Annotated in this window: 18 protein-coding genes; 10 read left to right on the top strand and 8 right to left on the bottom strand. The window is 36.6% G+C overall.

Features of this window, described 5'->3' with window-relative positions; genetic code table 11:
* Positions 1 to 73: 73 nt before the first annotated feature.
* The 5 genes from IWB64_RS01995 (at position 74) to IWB64_RS01975 (ending at position 6,188) form a co-directional block, all read left to right on the top strand.
* Positions 74 to 625: a TetR/AcrR family transcriptional regulator gene (locus IWB64_RS01995; protein WP_194532439.1), complete on the top strand. Its 552-nt coding sequence runs from the start codon at positions 74 to 76 to the stop codon at positions 623 to 625.
* A 67-nt stretch (positions 626 to 692) separates the two neighbouring features.
* Complete coding sequence (locus IWB64_RS01990) at positions 693 to 1,553, top strand: SDR family oxidoreductase (RefSeq protein WP_194532438.1); 861 nt, start codon at positions 693 to 695, stop codon at positions 1,551 to 1,553.
* A gap of 150 nt (positions 1,554 to 1,703) precedes the next feature.
* The gene (locus tag IWB64_RS01985) at positions 1,704 to 2,843 is read left to right on the top strand and encodes a cytochrome-c peroxidase (RefSeq protein ID WP_226975785.1); all 1,140 of its coding nucleotides are present in this window, start codon (positions 1,704 to 1,706) and stop codon (positions 2,841 to 2,843) included.
* An 84-nt stretch (positions 2,844 to 2,927) separates the two neighbouring features.
* On the top strand, positions 2,928 to 4,658 hold the full coding sequence (locus IWB64_RS01980) for a SulP family inorganic anion transporter (protein WP_194532436.1): 1,731 nt from the start codon (positions 2,928 to 2,930) through the stop codon (positions 4,656 to 4,658).
* Between the two features lie 120 nt (positions 4,659 to 4,778).
* Positions 4,779 to 6,188 (top strand): MBL fold metallo-hydrolase, encoded by a 1,410-nt coding sequence (locus IWB64_RS01975; protein WP_194532435.1) that lies wholly within the window; start codon positions 4,779 to 4,781, stop codon positions 6,186 to 6,188.
* Between the two features lie 103 nt (positions 6,189 to 6,291).
* Here the strand turns inward: IWB64_RS01975 and IWB64_RS01970 are convergent, their stop codons facing one another.
* Entirely contained in the window at positions 6,292 to 6,648 is a 357-nt protein-coding gene (locus tag IWB64_RS01970) for a hypothetical protein (protein ID WP_194532434.1), read from the bottom strand.
* Positions 6,649 to 6,667: 19 nt separating this feature from the next.
* Positions 6,668 to 7,213: an ASCH domain-containing protein gene (locus IWB64_RS01965; protein WP_194532433.1), complete on the bottom strand. Its 546-nt coding sequence runs from the start codon at positions 7,211 to 7,213 to the stop codon at positions 6,668 to 6,670.
* A 550-nt stretch (positions 7,214 to 7,763) separates the two neighbouring features.
* Here IWB64_RS01965 and IWB64_RS01960 point away from each other — a divergent pair.
* Positions 7,764 to 9,107, top strand: coding sequence for an OsmC family protein (locus IWB64_RS01960; RefSeq protein WP_194532432.1), 1,344 nt, complete (start codon positions 7,764 to 7,766; stop codon positions 9,105 to 9,107).
* 675 nt (positions 9,108 to 9,782) lie between these two features.
* Here IWB64_RS01960 and IWB64_RS01955 read toward each other — a convergent pair.
* Positions 9,783 to 11,165: an exonuclease domain-containing protein gene (locus IWB64_RS01955; RefSeq protein WP_194532431.1), complete on the bottom strand. Its 1,383-nt coding sequence runs from the start codon at positions 11,163 to 11,165 to the stop codon at positions 9,783 to 9,785.
* A gap of 184 nt (positions 11,166 to 11,349) precedes the next feature.
* Here IWB64_RS01955 and IWB64_RS01950 point away from each other — a divergent pair, with 184 nt between their 5' ends.
* Entirely contained in the window at positions 11,350 to 12,876 is a 1,527-nt protein-coding gene (locus tag IWB64_RS01950; protein WP_194532430.1) for a GH3 family domain-containing protein, read from the top strand.
* Positions 12,877 to 12,907: 31 nt separating this feature from the next.
* On the opposite strand, the gene IWB64_RS01945 is transcribed toward IWB64_RS01950, so the two are convergent.
* Positions 12,908 to 13,483: a M48 family metalloprotease gene (locus IWB64_RS01945; RefSeq protein WP_194532429.1), complete on the bottom strand. Its 576-nt coding sequence runs from the start codon at positions 13,481 to 13,483 to the stop codon at positions 12,908 to 12,910.
* Positions 13,484 to 13,701: 218 nt separating this feature from the next.
* Here IWB64_RS01945 and IWB64_RS01940 point away from each other — a divergent pair, with 218 nt between their 5' ends.
* From IWB64_RS01940 to IWB64_RS01930, 3 genes are all read left to right on the top strand, one after another.
* A complete protein-coding gene (locus IWB64_RS01940) occupies positions 13,702 to 15,264 on the top strand; it encodes an AsmA family protein (protein WP_194532428.1) in 1,563 nt (520 codons plus the stop codon).
* 86 nt (positions 15,265 to 15,350) lie between these two features.
* Positions 15,351 to 15,761: an arsenate reductase family protein gene (locus IWB64_RS01935; RefSeq protein WP_194532427.1), complete on the top strand. Its 411-nt coding sequence runs from the start codon at positions 15,351 to 15,353 to the stop codon at positions 15,759 to 15,761.
* A 102-nt stretch (positions 15,762 to 15,863) separates the two neighbouring features.
* Entirely contained in the window at positions 15,864 to 16,049 is a 186-nt protein-coding gene (locus IWB64_RS01930) for a CsbD family protein (RefSeq protein WP_155594599.1), read from the top strand.
* Positions 16,050 to 16,110: 61 nt separating this feature from the next.
* Here the strand turns inward: IWB64_RS01930 and IWB64_RS01925 are convergent, their stop codons facing one another.
* From IWB64_RS01925 to IWB64_RS01910, 4 genes are all read right to left on the bottom strand, one after another.
* Entirely contained in the window at positions 16,111 to 16,431 is a 321-nt protein-coding gene (locus IWB64_RS01925; protein ID WP_194532426.1) for a hypothetical protein, read from the bottom strand.
* An 83-nt stretch (positions 16,432 to 16,514) separates the two neighbouring features.
* Entirely contained in the window at positions 16,515 to 16,676 is a 162-nt protein-coding gene (locus IWB64_RS01920; protein ID WP_194532425.1) for a DUF1328 family protein, read from the bottom strand.
* Between the two features lie 350 nt (positions 16,677 to 17,026).
* On the bottom strand, positions 17,027 to 17,695 hold the full coding sequence (locus IWB64_RS01915; RefSeq protein ID WP_194532424.1) for a bifunctional 4-hydroxy-2-oxoglutarate aldolase/2-dehydro-3-deoxy-phosphogluconate aldolase: 669 nt from the start codon (positions 17,693 to 17,695) through the stop codon (positions 17,027 to 17,029).
* Positions 17,696 to 17,702: 7 nt separating this feature from the next.
* Positions 17,703 to 18,926, bottom strand: a complete 1,224-nt coding sequence (locus IWB64_RS01910; RefSeq protein ID WP_194532423.1) for a 6-phosphofructokinase — start codon at positions 18,924 to 18,926, stop codon at positions 17,703 to 17,705.
* Between the last annotated feature and the right edge of the window lie 8 nt (positions 18,927 to 18,934).

The raw sequence follows: 18,934 nt of genomic DNA, 5'->3' as shown, positions 1-18,934 counted from the left end.
AACGTTTTTACAGAAATTTTAAAAATTAGTTAAATATTTGGAATGATTGTTCCAAAATGTATACATTCGCCACGTGAATAAGAAAGATAGCATCTTACAGTCTGCTTTAGAGCTTTTAGTTGAAAAGGGAGTGCACAATACACCTATGTCTGCTATTGCCAAAAATGCAGGAACTGGTATGGGAACGATATATAATTACTTCCCCACTAAAGATGTCTTGATAAATGAGTTGTACGTTAACATTAAAAAACAAGAAGACACTGTGTTTCCCGACTTTGATGCAACACGTCCAATTAAAACTCAATTTGAAGCGTATTTAAGAGATATTATTCTTTTTTTTATTGATAATGCCCAGTATTTCATGTTTATGGAGCAAGTTAGAGCTTCACCAATTCTTACGGAAGAAAGCAAGAAAGTGGGGATTGCAACGGTACTACCGGTTTATGATTTGATCAATAAAGGCAAGGAGGAGCGTATCATAAAAGATATAGAGACAGATGAGCTCATTCAGTTTATGGGTGGGGCAGTGGTTTCATATTTAAGATGGTACCATGTGCAAGAGCATACAAATTCAAGTTCTATTCAAAATCAAGTGAATATGACCTGGGACGCTATAAAAGAGTAAAAAAATTTAAATATATTTTGGAGTGAACGTTCACTCCAAATAATAGCAATATTTTAAATCAATAGAAATGAAAAGAAACGTTTTAATTACAGGAACATCAACAGGAGTAGGATTTGAAACTGCATTGCTTTTTGCCGAAAATGGATATAAAGTATATGCTACTATGAGAAATCTAAAAAAAGCAGACGCCATAAAAAAGAAACGGGATGAGAATAATCTAGATATTGAAATTCTTGAGTTGGACGTAACTAAAACGGATTCTATAAAGACTGCTGTAGATACCATTATAGCCAAAGATGGTAAAATTGATGTTTTAGTGAACAATGCCGGTGCTGGATTTGCTAAAACCACAGAACAAGCAACAGAAGCGGAAATTAGATGGGTAACCGATGTAAATTACTTAGGTGTTGTATTCTGTACGCGAGCAGTTCTTCCTTATATGAGAAAACAGAAATCTGGTCAGGTTATTAGCTTAAGTTCAGTAGGTGGTCTTGTTGGTCAGCCGTTTAATGAATTGTATTGCGCTGCTAAATTTGCTGTTGAAGGCTATATGGAAAGTATGGCTACTTATGTTAGCGATGCCTTTAATATTAAGTTTACAATCGTAGAACCAGGTGGTATTGCTACAGAATTTATGACCTCTGCTGTAGAGAAAACTTCGGTAGCTGGTGAAATGGCTACGGGCGAATACCTACCTATTTTTGAAAAGTATCTTGCTGGAAACCAAAAACGCGCTAACGAATCCCAAGAACAAACCTACCAAACGGGTCTTGAGGTTGCTCAGGTGGTATTGGGTGTTGCGAAAAATGAAAATCCTCCGGTACGCATTCGTACCTCACAATGGGCCAAAGACTTTTGTCAATTTAAAACAAAAGCGGATCCAGATGGTACCAAGTCTGTGAACATGGTAAAAAGTAGCTTTTTATAGAAAAAGACAAAGTTTTTAAAAATATACCTATTAATTAAAAGTGACTACTGTCATATTTTTATTAGTAGGTATTTACTTATTTTTACTGTTCTGTCGTATAGGTAACTTATGTCTAGAATAGAAACATCTCTTCTACCAATACTACTGCTGATGTTTCTCATTGGATGCGGTAGTAATGAAAAAAAGCAGGTAAAGACTTCAAATAAAACTAGGGTCGTAACTACGTATACAGCATTGCCAAGGACAGTAAAGTCTCCAGCAGATAACCCGTCTACTCCTGAAAAGGAAGCTTTGGGCAAACTACTTTTTTACGACCCTATTCTTTCCGGAAACAAAGATGTGGCTTGCGCCACTTGCCATCATCCAAATAACGGATATGCGGAGTTTTTAGATATCAGCATTGGACCCAATGCCAGTGGTCTAGGCACGCGAAGAAAATTCAATGCGTCCAATGATATTCCTTTTGTAAAAAGAAACGCGCAAACTATTATCAATTCAGCATATAACGGCATAGATGCTTTTGGAAATTATGAACCTTCTGAAACAACTATGTTTTGGGATGATCGTGCAAAAAGTCTCGAAAAACAGGCACTAGAGCCTATAAAGGCTTTTGAGGAAATGCGCGGACATGGTTTTGCCGATGATAGTATTTTGCAGGTTGTTGTAGATCGGATAAAAGACATACCGGAATATCAAAAATTATTTGCTTCGGTATTTGATGAGCCAGATGCCGTTTCGGTAGATAATTTAGCAAAGGCCATTGCTGCTTTTGAACGTTCATTGGTAACCAACAATTCTAGATTTGACCAATATATGAGAGGGGACCAAGACGCTATATTAATTTCAGAGAAAGAGGGATTTGAACTCTTCAAATCGGTAGGATGTGTTAACTGTCATAACGGCCCTATGTTTTCAGATTATAAAATGCATGTGTTGGGCGCTCCTGAGAATAATAAACTTACACGGCCAGATGCTGGTTTTAAAGATACCTTCGCCTTTCGTACACCTACACTTCGCAACTTAAGATTTACACCCCCTTACATGCATAACGGTAGTTTATCCAGCCTTAAAAAGGTGCTGGAATTCTATGAGGACATTGCTAACGGAAAAGAACGTAACGAACATGTATCTGTTCAGAAGTATGATCCTTTTGTTAGAGAACTAGATTTATCGGTAAAGGAAATGTCCCAGATTATTTCGTTTTTGAATACCCTTAATGATACTGATTTTGATAAGACCATACCAGAGCGCGTACCCAGTGGTCTGGCCGTGGGTGGCAATATTCAATAATTATAACAGTTTTAGTCATAGTTTCTTTGTGTTCATGTAACACAGGTAACACAGGGGTTTTAGATTAAATGGTACATTTGTCTTATGCGAAGAATTCTCCCTTTTTTGGAGTGGATTACGGACTATAACAAGAGCTGGTTTTCCAAAGATTTAATAGCGGGTCTAACCGTGGGTATCATATTGATCCCGCAGGGTATGGCATATGCTATGATTGCCGGTTTGCCACCTGTTTATGGTCTCTATGCTTCATTAGTGCCTATGATCGTGTATGCATTTTTTGGTACATCTAGACAGCTTGCCGTAGGACCTGTAGCAATGGATTCTCTTTTGCTGGCAGCTGGTCTGGGTACATTGGCTATCACTTCTACTGATGATTATATTGCCATGGCATTGCTGTTGGCTTTTTGTGTTGGAGTCGTACAATTAACATTAGGTGTTCTGCGCATGGGTTTTTTGGTAAATTTTTTATCAAAACCCGTTATAAGTGGTTTTACATCCGCGGCAGCGTTAATTATCATGTTCAGTCAATTAAAGCACCTTTTAGGGGTGGACATCACACGTAGCAATCAGTTTGATGTTTTGATAATGAATGCCTTTGAAAGGATACCGGACACCAATTTATACGATTTTGCTATAGGTTTGGTGGGTATCATCATCATCGTGGCTTTAAAGCGATTTGATAAGAGAATCCCAGGTATTCTCTTTGTGGTTATTCTAGGGATATTGGTAGTTTACTTTTTAAATCTAGCCACTTTTGGGGTCAATATTGTGGGTGAGATTCCTACTGGTTTACCTTCTTTTGGCATCCCGGAATTCAAGATTGCTACGATTATAGAATTAGCGCCTATAGCTGTTACCCTTGCTCTTATTGGATATTTAGAGGCAATATCCATCGGTAAATCTATGGAAGAACAAACGGGTGAAGAAACTATAGACGCCAACAAAGAACTTATTGCTTTGGGAAGTTCTAATATGTTAGGTTCTTTATTTCAATCTTACGTAGTAACAGGTAGTTTTTCGCGGTCGGCAATTAGTGGTCAGGCAGGAGCAAAAACACCTATGGCTTTAATTTTTAGTGCTATTGTTGTAGCTATTACACTGTTGTTTTTAACACCGTTGTTTTACTATTTGCCTAATGCTGTTTTGGCAAGTATTATTATGGTATCCGTATTTGGGCTTATTGATGTTGCGTATCCAAAGAGTCTTTGGGAATACCGAAAAGACGAGCTTTTTGTTTTAATCACCACATTTTTGATTACACTTTTTGCAGGTATATCAGAAGGTATTTTAGCAGGCGTATTGTTATCCTTATTATTAATGGTGTACAAGAGCTCAAAGCCTCATTTTGCAGTTTTGGGAAAGATAGAAGGTTCGGATTACTATAAGAATGTAGATAGGTTTGGAGAGAACGTTGTGGTTCGTGATGATTTGCTTATCGTTCGGTTTGATTCCCAGTTGTATTTTGGGAATAAGAACTTTTTCAAAAAAGAGCTTTTAAAAAATGTAGCTGCCAAAGGCGATAAACTCAAAGGGGTTATTCTAAATGCAGAAGCCATAAGTTATATAGATTCTAGTGCGGCACAAATGCTTGTGCGAGTTATTGAAGAACTGCATGACAGAGGACTTCAGTTTTATATTTCTGGAGCTACAGGACCAACGCGGGATACTATTTTCAGTAGTGGCATTATAGATGTATTGCTTAAACAATACCTATTTGTACAGACCAAAGAAGCAGTAGATTATTTTGATAACTTAACGCCTTTGTCCGTATTAAGTTCACAAGTAGCCCATCAGAACCGTAGGGACCGTAACTAATGTTACCTTCCAATTTCATGAATAGAGGTATTTTTGTAAAGAGCAGTGAAATAAGCCTTTTGATACCGTAGTATTTAAAGCGCGTAATTTTCCCTAACGGGATATAAAAAGACAAAAGATTTGAAGATAGAACAGATATATACCGGATGCCTGGCACAGGGCGCATATTATATTGAAAGTAAAGGTGAAGTGGCCATTATTGATCCACTACGCGAAGTACACCCATATATAGAAAGAGCGGAAAAGGACAAGGCTAAAATCAAGTATATTTTTGAGACTCATTTTCATGCAGATTTTGTGAGCGGCCATGTTACGCTTTCAAAGGAAACAGGAGCGCCTATTGTTTACGGTCCCAATGCAGACCCTTCTTTTGAAGCAATAATTGCAACAGACGGACAAGAATTCAAAGTAGGCGATATCACTATTAAAGCATTGCATACACCTGGGCATACCATGGAAAGTACGACGTATTTGTTGAAAGACGAAAACGGAAAAGATAAAGCGATTTTCTCTGGAGATACGTTATTTTTAGGTGATGTAGGTAGACCGGATTTGGCTCAAAAAGCTGCGAGTATGACCCAAGAAGATTTGGCGGGTATTCTGTTCGATAGTTTAAGAAATAAAATCATGCCTTTAGCAGATGATATCACGGTTTATCCGGCACATGGTGCAGGTTCCGCTTGTGGTAAGAATATGATGAAAGAAACGGTAGATACTTTGGGCAACCAAAAGAAAATGAACTACGCCTTACGTGCGGATATGACCAAAGAAGAGTTTGTTGAAGAGGTTACCGATGGTTTACTTCCTCCACCAAAATACTTCCCTTTGAATGTTAAGATGAACAAAGAAGGGTATGAAGATATTGCCGATGTTTTAGATCGCGGTACAACGGAACTGAATCCGGATGCTTTTGAATTATTAGCAAACGAAACAGGTGCGGTAGTTTTGGATGTTAGACCTCAGAAAGATTTTATTACAGGTCATATTCCACGATCTATATTTATAGGTCTTAATGGCGATTTTGCTCCGTGGGTAGGTGCGCTTATTGCAGATACGAAGCAGCCTCTTTTACTGGTGACGCCAGAAGGCATGGAAGAAGAAGCGGTTACCCGTTTATCCCGTGTAGGTTTTGATGCTACTATAGGCGTTCTAAAAGGCGGATTCAATGCTTGGAAGAAAGCCGGTAAGGATTATGATACGATTACTTCGATTTCTGCGGAAGAAGCAAAATCTAAAATCGAGAATAAAGAAGCTGAGGTTTTTGATGTGCGTAAAGAGAGCGAGTTTCTTTCTGAGCATGTTCTTGGTGCTGTGAATACGCCGTTAGATGGTCTGAATGATTATCTGAGCGAATTTCCAAAAGATAAAACCTTCTTGGTTCATTGTGCCGGAGGATATCGTTCGGTTATAGCAGAATCTATTTTAAAGAGCCGAGGTATACATAACTTTATAGATATAGGAGGTGGTTTTGGAGCCCTTAAAACGGCCGAAGTCCCTTCAACGGACTATGTTTGTCCTACTACTTTATAAGTGGGCTTAGAAGCTTAGAAACCCCATTGCTTTAAAAGAGTGATGGGGTTTTTCTTGTATAAAACACTCAATAACGAAGTCTTGATTTGTGGCACTAAAGGTTTTAGTTTTTCAAATATACTTTTTGGATTTTCGTCAATCTATTTGATGTAATACCAAAGAAGGAACTTATCGCAAGAATGAATCCAATAATTATTAATATACCACTTAAAGGGGAAGCATTAACCAGAAAAAACCCAATTATTGTGAGGACCAATGCGATGACAATTTGTTTTACACACTTTTTATAGGTTGTGTATTTGACTTTCAAAAGAATATCCTCGTCTTGTATTTTATTAAATTGTAAATCGTCAATTAACCCCTTCTCTTTTAGTTGAATCAATTTTTCTTTTACTGTTAATCGACCATATTGAAATCGTTCATGGGTTAATAACTTGGTTATTTCGATTTGTTCTTCCATTTCGCAATTGTTTATCGATTTAGTTTTTAGGCCATATCGTTTCAAAATACTCACAAACAACTAGCATATCCTTGGTGGGTTCTTGCTCGCTTTCTTTCATAGTGCTTGTAAAGAAATCCCAATGGGCTTTTTTCCATTTTTTGAGAGGTTCATCCGTTGTTCCCATATCTAGAGTGGCGTATGCTTCTGATATTTCATTAAAGGGAATAGTATCTACTTTTTTAATTTGAATGATAGCCCGTGCAGTTCCATCAAAATCTGTGATGATGTGTTTTGTGCCTACGGATGGTAAATCTGCATTAGCTTCTGCATACCAAGAATATAAACCGGAACCCGCTTGCTTTTTTCCTTTTAAGACCAATTCAGCTAGACGATTGGCATCTTTCTCATTATTATGAAAAAACCAAGATTCTGGTTGTTCTTCTTCCTTGAACTCAACATTAGATTGGGTAAAGCTCTCCCACATTTCCTGAACAGTTGGGTCTATAGCAACCTCTTGGTTAGCTTTTGTTTCACCTTTACAGCTTGTCAGAATTAGGAGTGTGATTAGGATGAGGTGTTTCATGTTATTGTTAGATTTTGGTGAAATGTGTAGCTATTCTGCTTATTAAACGAAAAGTAATAGAAATTTCTGACAACTTCAATAACGCATTCAGTTTATCATTTGAAAAATTCTATTACTCTGATAATTATCATATTTCTTGAAGCTATTTCATCTTAATTTTAAGTATTAATTTAAAAATCAAAGTTATGATCTCTCAAGTTTTTACCTCGTTTGATTTAAACATTACCAGTGTAGTAATTATGGTACTTGGTTTTATGTTCATAGGTTTTGTAATAAGCTCAGTAATTTTTGGGCAACATGACCATAAATGTTAGACTAAGATGCATTTTGGTATTTAGAAAGGAACCTTCTTAAGGTGTATAGCTCGTTGAATTCCAATTGAATTTGCGTTGGTATTTTATGTTTGTGAGACATCTTAATAGATGTCTTTTTTTATTAAGATTTATAATTGTTATTCATGTAATAGGCTACTTATGTTTTAGAAATAGGTCTCTAAAATGTTCTTAATAGGTGGTAGGAAATATGCTGATTGAACTTTAAGAATATAGCCATGAAAAAAAGTAAAAAAGTAGTTTTAGTAATAGCAAGTATTATTGGTGTTATAGCCATAGCAGGTTTTATATATTGGTTTTCTATGCCTAGCGAAGAGCGGAATATGATTTTATTCATGATGGAGAAGGGAGAAACGTATACTAACTATCAGGAATATCAAGTAATTGATCGTAATGAAGACCCGTTAGCGCCAGCGTCTTTTAAACCTAGTGTCGCCCAAACTATTGACGGAGCTGTCAACAGGAATATAGTGGCAATTACAGAAATGGTGAAGAATGAAAATTCAAAGATGCTAAAAAAAGGCATGATGCAATCTACGGGTATAGATGATTATACGGGATGGCATCTCATTGCCGATGAAGGTGCTGCGGAAGGTTCTAACCCTTTTGGGCCATCACCACTTAGTTATTACACCAGTGGTTTGGCAGCAAATTTACACACCCAAATTCTTTGGGCGGCAGGAGTCAAAGGAGTTACGTTAGATGATATAAAAGTAGAAGTATTAAATAAATTTCGTTGGCACGATATGATGTCTCCTGACGGAGCTGGATTTTTAGATGAAACAACTACAAATATAATTTTGCAAAGCAGTGCATCTAAAGAGGTTATTCAGGAAATAAAAGAGATGGCTCTTAGTTCATGGACTGCGGGAGAAGGGCTAAGAAATGAAACTGTAATTGAACCAACTCTAATTGTAAATGGAGAAAACTGGGAAAAATATCATGCTACTCCAGGAACAAGCCTTTCTGAGGAATCTTTTGTTGATGGATTTAAATTAAGTTCTATCACAGCTATACCAAAAAAACCAGAGTATCTAAAACCAGTTGTTAAAGATGATGGAGTTTTAGGTTTTGATACCATGGCAAACATGGAGTTTGAAATATTTGCTATAGCGGAGTCTGTAGAAAATAAGGAAAGACCCTATTTGAAAAAAATTACTGTTTCAACACCTACACCAGAAACTTGGGAAATATACTCAGATGAATTTATTGGAGATAACGATAGCCCTTTAGCGCCTACTTCTTTGGAATATTTTACGGCTGGCACAGCTTTATGTTTAACCTCGCAGACCACATTGGTTAGCGCTATGATGAGGTTGGAGTTTACTGATTATCGTGTTGAGGACCAGATTGATTATAGGCAAGAAGCTATAGATTCCGTAAAAATGGTAAGTTATACAGATACGGTTCATTCGCACGTTTTAATTCAATCCAATGAATCTCAAGAAAGACTAGAACAGTTCTATAATAAATCTTTGGCATTGTGCTTTGCGGGCGAAGGACTAAAAAACGCAACGGAGATGAATACCAATCTTTATTTAAACGGTAAGGAAATCAAATAGATTTTAAAGAAGATATACCGCTTTTAGTAAATCATGGTCAAATTATCCTGAGTGTTCTATTATATGAGTGATTTCTTAAGTTCTTGAAAACATCAATAGCACCATCTTTTAATCCTTTCTAAAATCTTAATACCCTGATAATTATCATATTTTGAATTGTTGTTTCGTTATAACTTTGTTCAAATATAAATTACCAATCTATGATCTCTCAGAATTTACCCCTCGTTAACTATGGCAACGGCATAATTATGATTGCTGTATTTGCGTGCGTTTGTGTTGCATTAGTAGTAACTGTGCTACTTTTAATGAATAGCGGAAAGAAAAAATAGTTGTATCTACTTGATTTTCTGCATTTAAGTTAATATTTTTTGCGAATAAGACATCGTTTAGGCATTTTTCTTAACATTTTTGTAAATGTTAAAACAATCTTAATTCGTACGGGCTGTTTTCTCTAATTTTTGGTTATCTTTAATAAGAATCGGATTACAAGTTGATGCGCGGTTTTGTTTATCAATATTTGTAACTCGAGTAAAACCACCAAATCTTTGTACAACCTGAAATCAAACTTATGGATGCTATATGGATATATACCGCTGTTGTTGCTCTAATATTTAGCGTATGGTTATTGTTCGTAATCCTTATGTACAAGAAGTTGAATAAATAACTGAACCGTTATTAATCTTCACAATTACTTTCTAGAAGTAACTCTTTACCCGGATTTTTACTAATATAGGATTTAATGATACTTTCGGTCTCCAAGGTATTATTTTGTGGAACCAGAAAAGTTTCTAGTTCATGCTCTGCAGTAATGGTCTCTTCTCGGTTTATAAACCCATAACCAACATAAGCACTGTTCTTTACCAGTACAAAAGACTCTTCTTCTGTATTTCTACCTTTTTCCTTAATTACAAAATTTTCTTTCTGGGCCCTAATATGGTTTAAAGCAAGTAGTACTTTTTCATTATATAAGGCAAGGTCTTCTTCTTCCCTGCAGATGCCATCACAAGTTTCTATGCGGTAATGAGAACAGGTTTTTACGTTTTCCTGTAAATGGCAATATTTTGGACAGAGTCTAAAGCTCTTACAGACCTCCTCTATGAATAATCTGCAATCCGTTGGGTTATATAAAGTCAGTACAGAATTGGGTGCCATTTTTAACTTATTAAAAGCTAAGTGCATGATGCCGTTTCGGTCTTCATAACTGAATATCCCGTACGGTTGAATCTTTCTTTTCTGCGCACGGTTAAATTCCGGGTAATGATGTTTTATGGCATTAGATTCCATTAACAAAGCCAAAAGTTCGCTTCCGGAAAGTTCAAAGTCTATATCTGCCGTTACTTGGCAAAGCTGTATTTCTTTGGTTTTCTTATCGTAAAAATGACTTAGTATCCGCTTCTTAATATTAATGGCCTTCCCTACATAGATGATTTTTCCTTTTCCATCCTTAAAATAATAAACGCCAGGAGCCGTGGGTAGTTTTTCAAAAGCTTCTCTCGGTAAAGAAGAAGGTAAGGTAGCTTCTTGGGAACGGGAGTTCAAGAAGGACTTAAAAACCTCGTCGGCACCATCTGCACGTAATAATTTTTTAAAGAGTAGAGTGGTAGCATGCGCATCGCCTCTAGCACGGTGCCTGTCCGTTAACGGAATGCCCAAAGAAGAACATAGTTTTCCTAAACTATAGGAATGATAGCCAGGTAGCAACTTACGCGATAAGCGGACCGTACAAAGCTTTTTACGAATAAAATCAAGCCCCAAAAGCTGTAGCTCGTTTTTAATTACATTGTAGTCAAAGTTTACACTGTGGGCTACAAAAATGGTGTTCTCGGTAATTTTAAGAATATCCTCTACAATTTCCTCCAGTTTGGGAGCATCACGGACCATATCATTATCAATTCCAGTTAATCCGGTAATGAAATAAGGAATTTCACACTCAGGATTTACAAGAGAAGTGAACTCGTCCACAATCTCATAACCGTCATATATGAATATGGAAATTTCGGTAATTTTATTACCCTTAATACCGTTGCCGGTAGTTTCTATGTCTACGATGCTATACAAATGCGAATGTGGAGGGATTGAACTACAAAATTAAGCAAACTAAGATGGACATTAAAAAGTTTAACGTTATGACAAGACTTGCATTTAAGCCAGCTTATTTTTGAGTCTAAAAAAATCTGGTTAGGGTTAACCAATCCTTGCATAAAGTGCAGAAATTATTGACTTAACGATTATATTTGTTCTTATGAAACACACGCCGATCATAGGACATATCATAAAGGGATTTATAGATGTCAGAGATAAGTTAACGGGAGATAAAAATCCGGTTAAGGAACAAGAAGAGGTACTTGAAAAATTGTTGAAAAAGGCAAAGAACACTGCTTTTGGTAAGCATTACGATTTTGAAGCAATTCTGGATTCTGAAAGTCCTGCGGATGCTTTTGCAAAGGCTATTCCTTATTTTGACTATAACCGCATTAATGAGGAGTGGTGGCAAAAATTGCATGATGGAGAAGAAGACGTTACATGGCCGGGAACTCCAGATTATTTTGCTTTAAGTTCTGGTACTACGGGTAAAACCAGTAAGCGTATTCCCGTAACGGATGATATGGTAGATGCTATCCGTAAAACAGGAGTTGAGCAGGTGTTTGCATTAAGCAATTTTGATTTGCCGCCAGATTTTTTTGAGCTTGGTATTTTAATGCTGGGCAGTTCTACGGATTTAAATAAAGTAGAAGGTCATGAGGAAGGGGAGATTAGCGGAATAAGCGCCAGTAATATTCCAAATTGGTTTAGAGGATATTATAAACCCGGTGAAGAAATTGCCGAAATTGATGATTGGGATGAACGTGTACAGAAAATAGCCGAGGAAGCGGCCAATTGGGATATTGGTGCCTTAAGCGGAATACCTTCGTGGATGGAACTGATGTTGCAAAAAGTTATTGATTACCACGGCCTAAAAAATATCCATGAGATTTGGCCCAATCTGCAGGTATATACTTCTGGAGGGGTTGCTTTTGGTCCTTATGAAAAGAGCTTTAATGCGCTTTTGGGTAAACCCATTACTGTAATAGATACGTATTTGGCTTCGGAAGGCTTTATGGCTTTCCAAGCTAGACCAGAAACCCACGCCATGCAGCTTTCTACGGATTCCGGAATTTATTTTGAATTTGTTCCTTTTGAACCAGAGTATATAAAGCAAGATGGGTCTTTAAGTGATGATGCACCGGCTCTAAAACTTTCCGAAGTAAAAGAAGGTCAGGATTATGTACTCATTATAAGTACGGTCTCAGGAGCTTGGCGTTACCTCATTGGAGACACTATAGAGTTTACCGATGTAAAACGTGCCGAGATAAAAATTACCGGTAGAACCAAGTTCTTTTTAAATACGGTAGGTTCTCAGCTTTCGGTGAACAAATTAGATGACGGCGTACAAGAATTAGAAGAGAAATTTAGCATCCGTATTCCAGAATATACGTTATGTGCCAAAAGAATTGATGGCGAATTTTACCACTGTTGGTATTTGGGTACGGAAGATAAAACAGATGACGCGGAGTTGGCCAAAGCGCTGGACGAATCCCTAAAAAATGCCAATAAGAATTATAAAGTAGCTCGTTCAAAAGCACTAAAAGGAGTAAAAGTTGTTTCCGTATTACCTTCTGTTTTTCATGACTGGAACGGTAGGAACAAGAAGAAAGGCGGACAAGTGAAAATGGAACGCGTTATGGGTGAAGAAAAGTTTAAGGAATGGGAAGATTTTGTAAATGAGTAAGGATTTGATTCTCATTTTTGAATAAATCTACCTATTCTTTATCAGTAGTTTCATGCTGCTTGACGACATCCATGATCTCTTCTGGAGAAAGGTAATAGCGACGGATACGTTCTTTGTATTTCTCGTCTATTTTGGCATGGTCTAAAATAAAACGCTTGGTCTGCAAAATGTAATCATGCATACCATGGGTTACGGCATAGGTGTCTGCTGCTCGTTCCGCTTCTTTAATATATGACCCAGAAAAATAATATTTTATTCCAAACCAAATAAGGTTTAATGAGCTCCTGTGGCTATAGTCTATTACGTGTCCTAGCTCATGACCAAGCCAACCGATCATAATGCCTTCTGGCACGTCTTTGGTTAAAAACACTTCGTCTGAAATCTTTATTTTTTCACTTATTAAAATTACATATGCCCGCTTTTTCTTCGATTTTAAAAGGCTTCCTATTACAGGTTGGGCCCTCATCGTAGATTGTTTTATATTCTTAATAATTTTAAAAGTTATAGGCGTATCCTTTAATTCCGGATAGTGAGATAGCGCGGTTTTAGCTTCTTCTAAAATAGTTTTTGGAATAGTATGCTGGGCATTTAATTGGGCTAGTGCCATAAAGAATATGAATAGTTTAAGACGATTTAAAATTGAAGTAATGGGCATTGGCAAAAGTATTGCGAGGATAAGTTATAAAACACTTTGGTTACTGAAAACCGTTTTTCTTAACCGGTCAAATATTAATTGGAAAACACACCTATTTTTAGGTTTAAAGAGCCAATTTTAAAAACTAAGGGTACCATGTAGTTACCGTTCCTTAAAGATAAATACAAACAATGCATTTACACAGAATAGGAAAAATTATTTTCAGAGTTTTTTTGGGACTGCTAATTGTTGCAGCATTATTAATGCTTAGTGCCCAGTTAATGGCTAAAAAGTCCATAGCCAATTTTGTGGAAACCAAATTACCGCCACATATGCAACTGGAGTATAAACTTATTGACGTGAATGTCTTGACGGGAACTGCGAAGTTCAAAACCATAGATTTTAGAGTGCAAGCAGTAGATTCTTTAAAGCAAGGAAAAGAAACAAGATTGCAAATAGGCTCTTTGGAAGTGATTGGTTTGGGGTATTGGCAGTTTCTTTTCAATAAGAAAATAGCATTGAAAAGTTTAAACATAGAAAAACCGATTCTAAAGTCTTATGTAAAAGAAAAACAGATAGATACTAATCGAATTTTGCTTTCAAAACAGATTCATATTGATAAAATACATGTTGTAAATGGTGATATGGTCCTTTTAAAAGAAGAAAACGATAGTCTAGCAATGAAGCTGGATTCTGTGAATATTGAATTAGATGATTTTACTACTAATGATTCACTCATCAATTCAAAACTTCCTGTTGCTTATGGTTCTTTAAAGTTTGATGGAACTGCTCTGTATGCAGATTTAGGATCGTATGAATCACTGAAAGTTGGTAAGGTGCATGTAGGTGATGGCAATATTACGATTTCGGACTTAAAATTGAAATCAAAATATAGTAAGACTAAATTATCTTGGCATTTATATAAAGAACGGGATTATATAGATTTAAAAATTCCCGAAGTCAGTTTTGAACATATAGACTTTGGTTATATTAAGAATAGATTATGGGTAAGCACGGGCATTGGAAAGCTTAAAGGCGCCGTACTAGAAGTGTACCGAGATAAACTATTACCAGACGATACGGAAAGGAAGAAATTATATAGTGAGGCGCTTCGTAAATTGCCCATACAATTAGATATTCCCAAAGTAGAAATTAGCAACGGTTATATTGCTTATAGTGAACGGGTAAATAGAGAAACACCACCTGGTAAAATTGTTTTTGATGATGTTCATGCAGAAATTATTGAGGTTCAGAATGTACCGCAAAAGAATGAGAAAACATCAGTTACTGCAAAGGCTTTATTAATGGGGGAAGCTCCCATAACGTTGAACTGGTCTTTTGACGCTAAAAAGAAATCAGATGCGTTTATTGCTTCGGGAACGGTTAAGAACTTTCATTCCAAAAACATAAATTCTTTTCTAGAATCTAATTTGCGAGTGCGGGCAAAAGGAGAAATACAGGAACTTTATTTCACGATAAGCGGTAATTCTATATCCTCATCCGGAGATATGAAAATGAAATATGAGGACTTTAAATTTTCGGTTTTAAAGAAGGACCGTTTACGCATCAATAAACTTTTGACCGCCATTGGAAGTTTGTTCGTAAACGACGGTTCTAAAACCGATGAAAATGGATATCGCTATGGTAGTATTAAAGCGGAAAGAGACCCGACAAAATCATTTTTTAACTACCTCTGGCTAAATGTGGGTGACGGTTTAACTTCTACCATTATTGGGAACGGGAAGAAAGAATAGAGAAAAAATTAATTTTTTAGAGGTAAGGTATAGCAGCTATAACACTTAGCTTCATGATAATATAACATGAACTAAAATCTAAGAAAATGGGAGTCATATCAAAAGATAAAAAGAAGATAACATTATACTACAATTCGGAGAATTCAATTGGTAAACAAACATATGCTTACGTTGAGGCTGCTGATGAAGCTATTCTGGCTATAGACATATCAAAAACAAAAGTTACGGGCACACAGTGGACGGAGATAGCTCAAGGGATGCACGAGCCTATAGGAAGTCTGGTAAATCAAGACCATCCTGTTTTCAAGGAAAAATATGGAGACAAAAAAGTAGATTTAGATGAACATGATTGGTTGCGTGTTTTGGAGAAATCGCCTGCAACCTTAGCTTTCCCTGTTGTTATAAAAGGAGACCGATTTATACCGATTCAAAATCCGTCTGATTTTGTGAAATTCATGGATGACGATAGTGCTGGAATAGAGAAACCGTACAAGTAATTTTTAAGATCAAAAATTGATTTTTTTGGATTAATGAGCGAAGCAATTCAGTCTTAATTTTAGGTAGTAATAAAAAGAAGTTTAACCACAAAAATAAATAAAATGAATCAGGAACAATTAGAAGGTAAGTGGAACCAAGTAAAAGGTAAACTTAAACAGAAATACGGAAATTTAACCGATGACGATGTAACTTACACGGAAGGAAAATTTGACGAAATGATGGGTAGGGTACAAGAAAAAGTCGGTAAAGGAAAAGAAGAATTGCAAGAAGAAATTGCAAGTTGGTAAGATAAAGTCAATACCAATCTAAATAAAATGCCCGAGCAGTAATGCTTGGGCTTTTTTGTTGTTACTCCCTATGATAATTTTCCTCTGGTACATTCTTAAAGAACATAGCCGTATCCGTATCAGCAGATGGTCCGTAAGCCATTAGAAAGGTGCCTTTTGAGCCGTCATCAGTTCCTATTATGTATAGAATAGAAAGGTCGTCAGGGTCGCTCATTCCTTCGTACCTAAATTCTTTTACAATCGTGATGTTTACAGGTTTATAATTTTTGTGTGTTTCCAGATTAAATAACACGTCATTTTCGTATCGATATCTGGCCGTATATCCCTTCTTTTCAAATTCGTCAATAGCATCTTTTTCATGCTTGGCATATGCATCGTTCATAATTGTATGTTTATAGTGTGAAATAAAAAAGGATGGCGTGCTCGCCATCCTTTGTAACTGTAAAATTTATATGGTGATAGGCTTTAAATCTTTTTGCGTCCCATAATCAAACTGATTATGAAAAGTACAATAAAGATAAAGAATAGGATTTTGGCGATACTAGCGGCTCCGGCAGCGATTCCTCCAAAACCGAAGATTGCAGCGATAATTGCTAATACGATAAATATAACTGTCCAGCGTAACATATTTTTGTGATTTTTACGATTAATATTAGATTGTTTTTGATACAATATTCAATTTGTATCATGTCATATAAAGGTCTGGAAAAGAAGTGGATGACCTTAACTCCATTAAATTTAAAAATACCGTGATAGCCAGCCAAAAAGGAGTATTTAGGTCAGAAGTATACCAATTACTGACAGAAGAAATAGTATTGTAGATGGGCAATTTGTTTCTACTAGGAACACTCAATTAGAGCTTTTGTATTTTTGTAAGAGGTAAGGTAAGAACAGAAAAAAGCCGCTTACTTGGTTTGTACCCAAATAAGCGGCTTGTAACTTTTATACATGTGCCATCAGTTGATGGCAAGGTTGTACTAGCTTCTTAATTTCTTGATTAACGCTAAAGTCTCACGTACTTTAGTTTCTAATCCTGCGTAATCTTTATTAGCTAAAATTTCTTTGCTAATAAGTTTAGAACCCATTCCTACGCAAGTTACACCAGCATCAAACCAACCTTTTAGGTTAGCCTCATCTGTACTAACACCACCTGTTGGCATAATGCTTGTCCAAGGTTGAGGTCCTTTAATTCCTTTTACGAACCCAGGTCCGTAAAGATCTCCAGGAAATAATTTAACGATTTCACATCCTAGCTCTTCCGCATTGTTTATTTCGGTTAAAGATCCACATCCAGGTGACCATAGTACTTTTCTACGGTTACAAACCATGGCTATATCTTCTCTTAAAGAAGGAGTCACGATAAAATTAGCACCCATCTGCATGTAAAATGAAGCTGCTGCTGCATCGGTGATAGAACCCACACCCATAATCATACCCGGAAGGTTTTTGATTGCGTATTTGTTCAATTCAGAAAAAACTTCGAAAGCGAAATCGCCACGGGCTGTAAACTCCATTAATCTGGAACCACCATCATAACAGGCTTGTAAGATTTTTTTGCCCAATTCTACGTCTGGGTGATAAAACAAAGGAACCATACCATTTTCCTTCATTACGTTTGCTACTTCTATTCTTGAATACTGTGCCATAATGTTATTATTGTTCTGATAAAATTTTATTGAAATCATATCTTTCCGGATTCGGAAGATATGCTTTTGCTGCTTCGTAATCGCTTTCCTGAATATAATGCATATTCTGAAAGAAAAGCTTAGCGAATTCAGAGTCTATATTTACTAGGCGAGGGGCAATCTTACCATCCGCTCCTTGTATATCCTCTAAAAACAATGGGGTTACTTCACCGCGGGAGTTTGCCGTAACGATACAACCACTAATACCTTGGTCAAATAGTTTTTTAACACCAAGTCCTAAAAGGGTACAAAGAGTCAGGTCAAAACCAATAGGCCTGCAGCATCTAAGTTCATAACCTAGTTCTACTGGTCTACTTTTTATATTAATACCCAATTCTTTTAATTTGGTCTGGACCAACATATTAAAAATATGAGATTTACTCACGTTACCCAATTCTGGGTGGCCGTGGTCATCATACGTAAAATTGATACCGCAATGGTCAATCTCGTTATCTGGCATAATATGAAAAACGCCTTCGCTTACGAGCGCCACACCATAATTTATATTTTCTATTTTTCTTTTTATGATGGATGAAATAATCAACCGTACTACCTTATCAAAAGTGATAGGGGTATTGTTGAACATCTCGGGAATGACCACCATAGGGAAATGACAACTGGTAGCAATACCAAATGCCAAATGACCTGCAGAGCGCCCCATAGTAGACATGACGAACCAGTTTTGACTGGTACGGGCATCTTCGTAGGTAGTATTACCAATACGCACGCCTTCGTCCTTTGCCGAATGAAATCCAAAAGTTGGGTTTCGGTCGGGTAGGGGTAAATCGTTATCTATAGTTTTAGGAACGTGAATATTTGAAATAAAAATATTCTCTTTGGTCAAATACCCTGTAATTCTGTTAGCCGTAGAGGCGGTGTCATCACCGCCTATACTGACTAATAGTTTTACATTATTATCGGAAAAAAGTTTCGTATTTATTTTTTCGTCCTTTGGTTTAAATCTACTCATAATTAGAGTAGATCCGCCACGACTGAAAATACGATCGGCATGTGCAAAATCGAATTCCTTTATTTGTGGTTCTTCGGAAAAAATACCTTTGAACCCTTCATGAAGGCCTAGTACACGATAGCCATCTTTAAGAAAGATTTTTGCCACCGTACTAATAACAGCGTTGATGCCCGGTGCGGGACCACCACCACAAAAAAGTAATATCGATTTTTTAGGAGCCATCTTTTTTT

The sequence above is a fragment of the Zobellia nedashkovskayae genome, from assembly GCF_015330125.1.
Classification (GTDB): domain Bacteria; phylum Bacteroidota; class Bacteroidia; order Flavobacteriales; family Flavobacteriaceae; genus Zobellia; species Zobellia nedashkovskayae.
The sequence above is the reverse complement of the archived record's forward strand: the minus strand, read 5'-3'. Positions and strand labels throughout refer to the sequence as shown.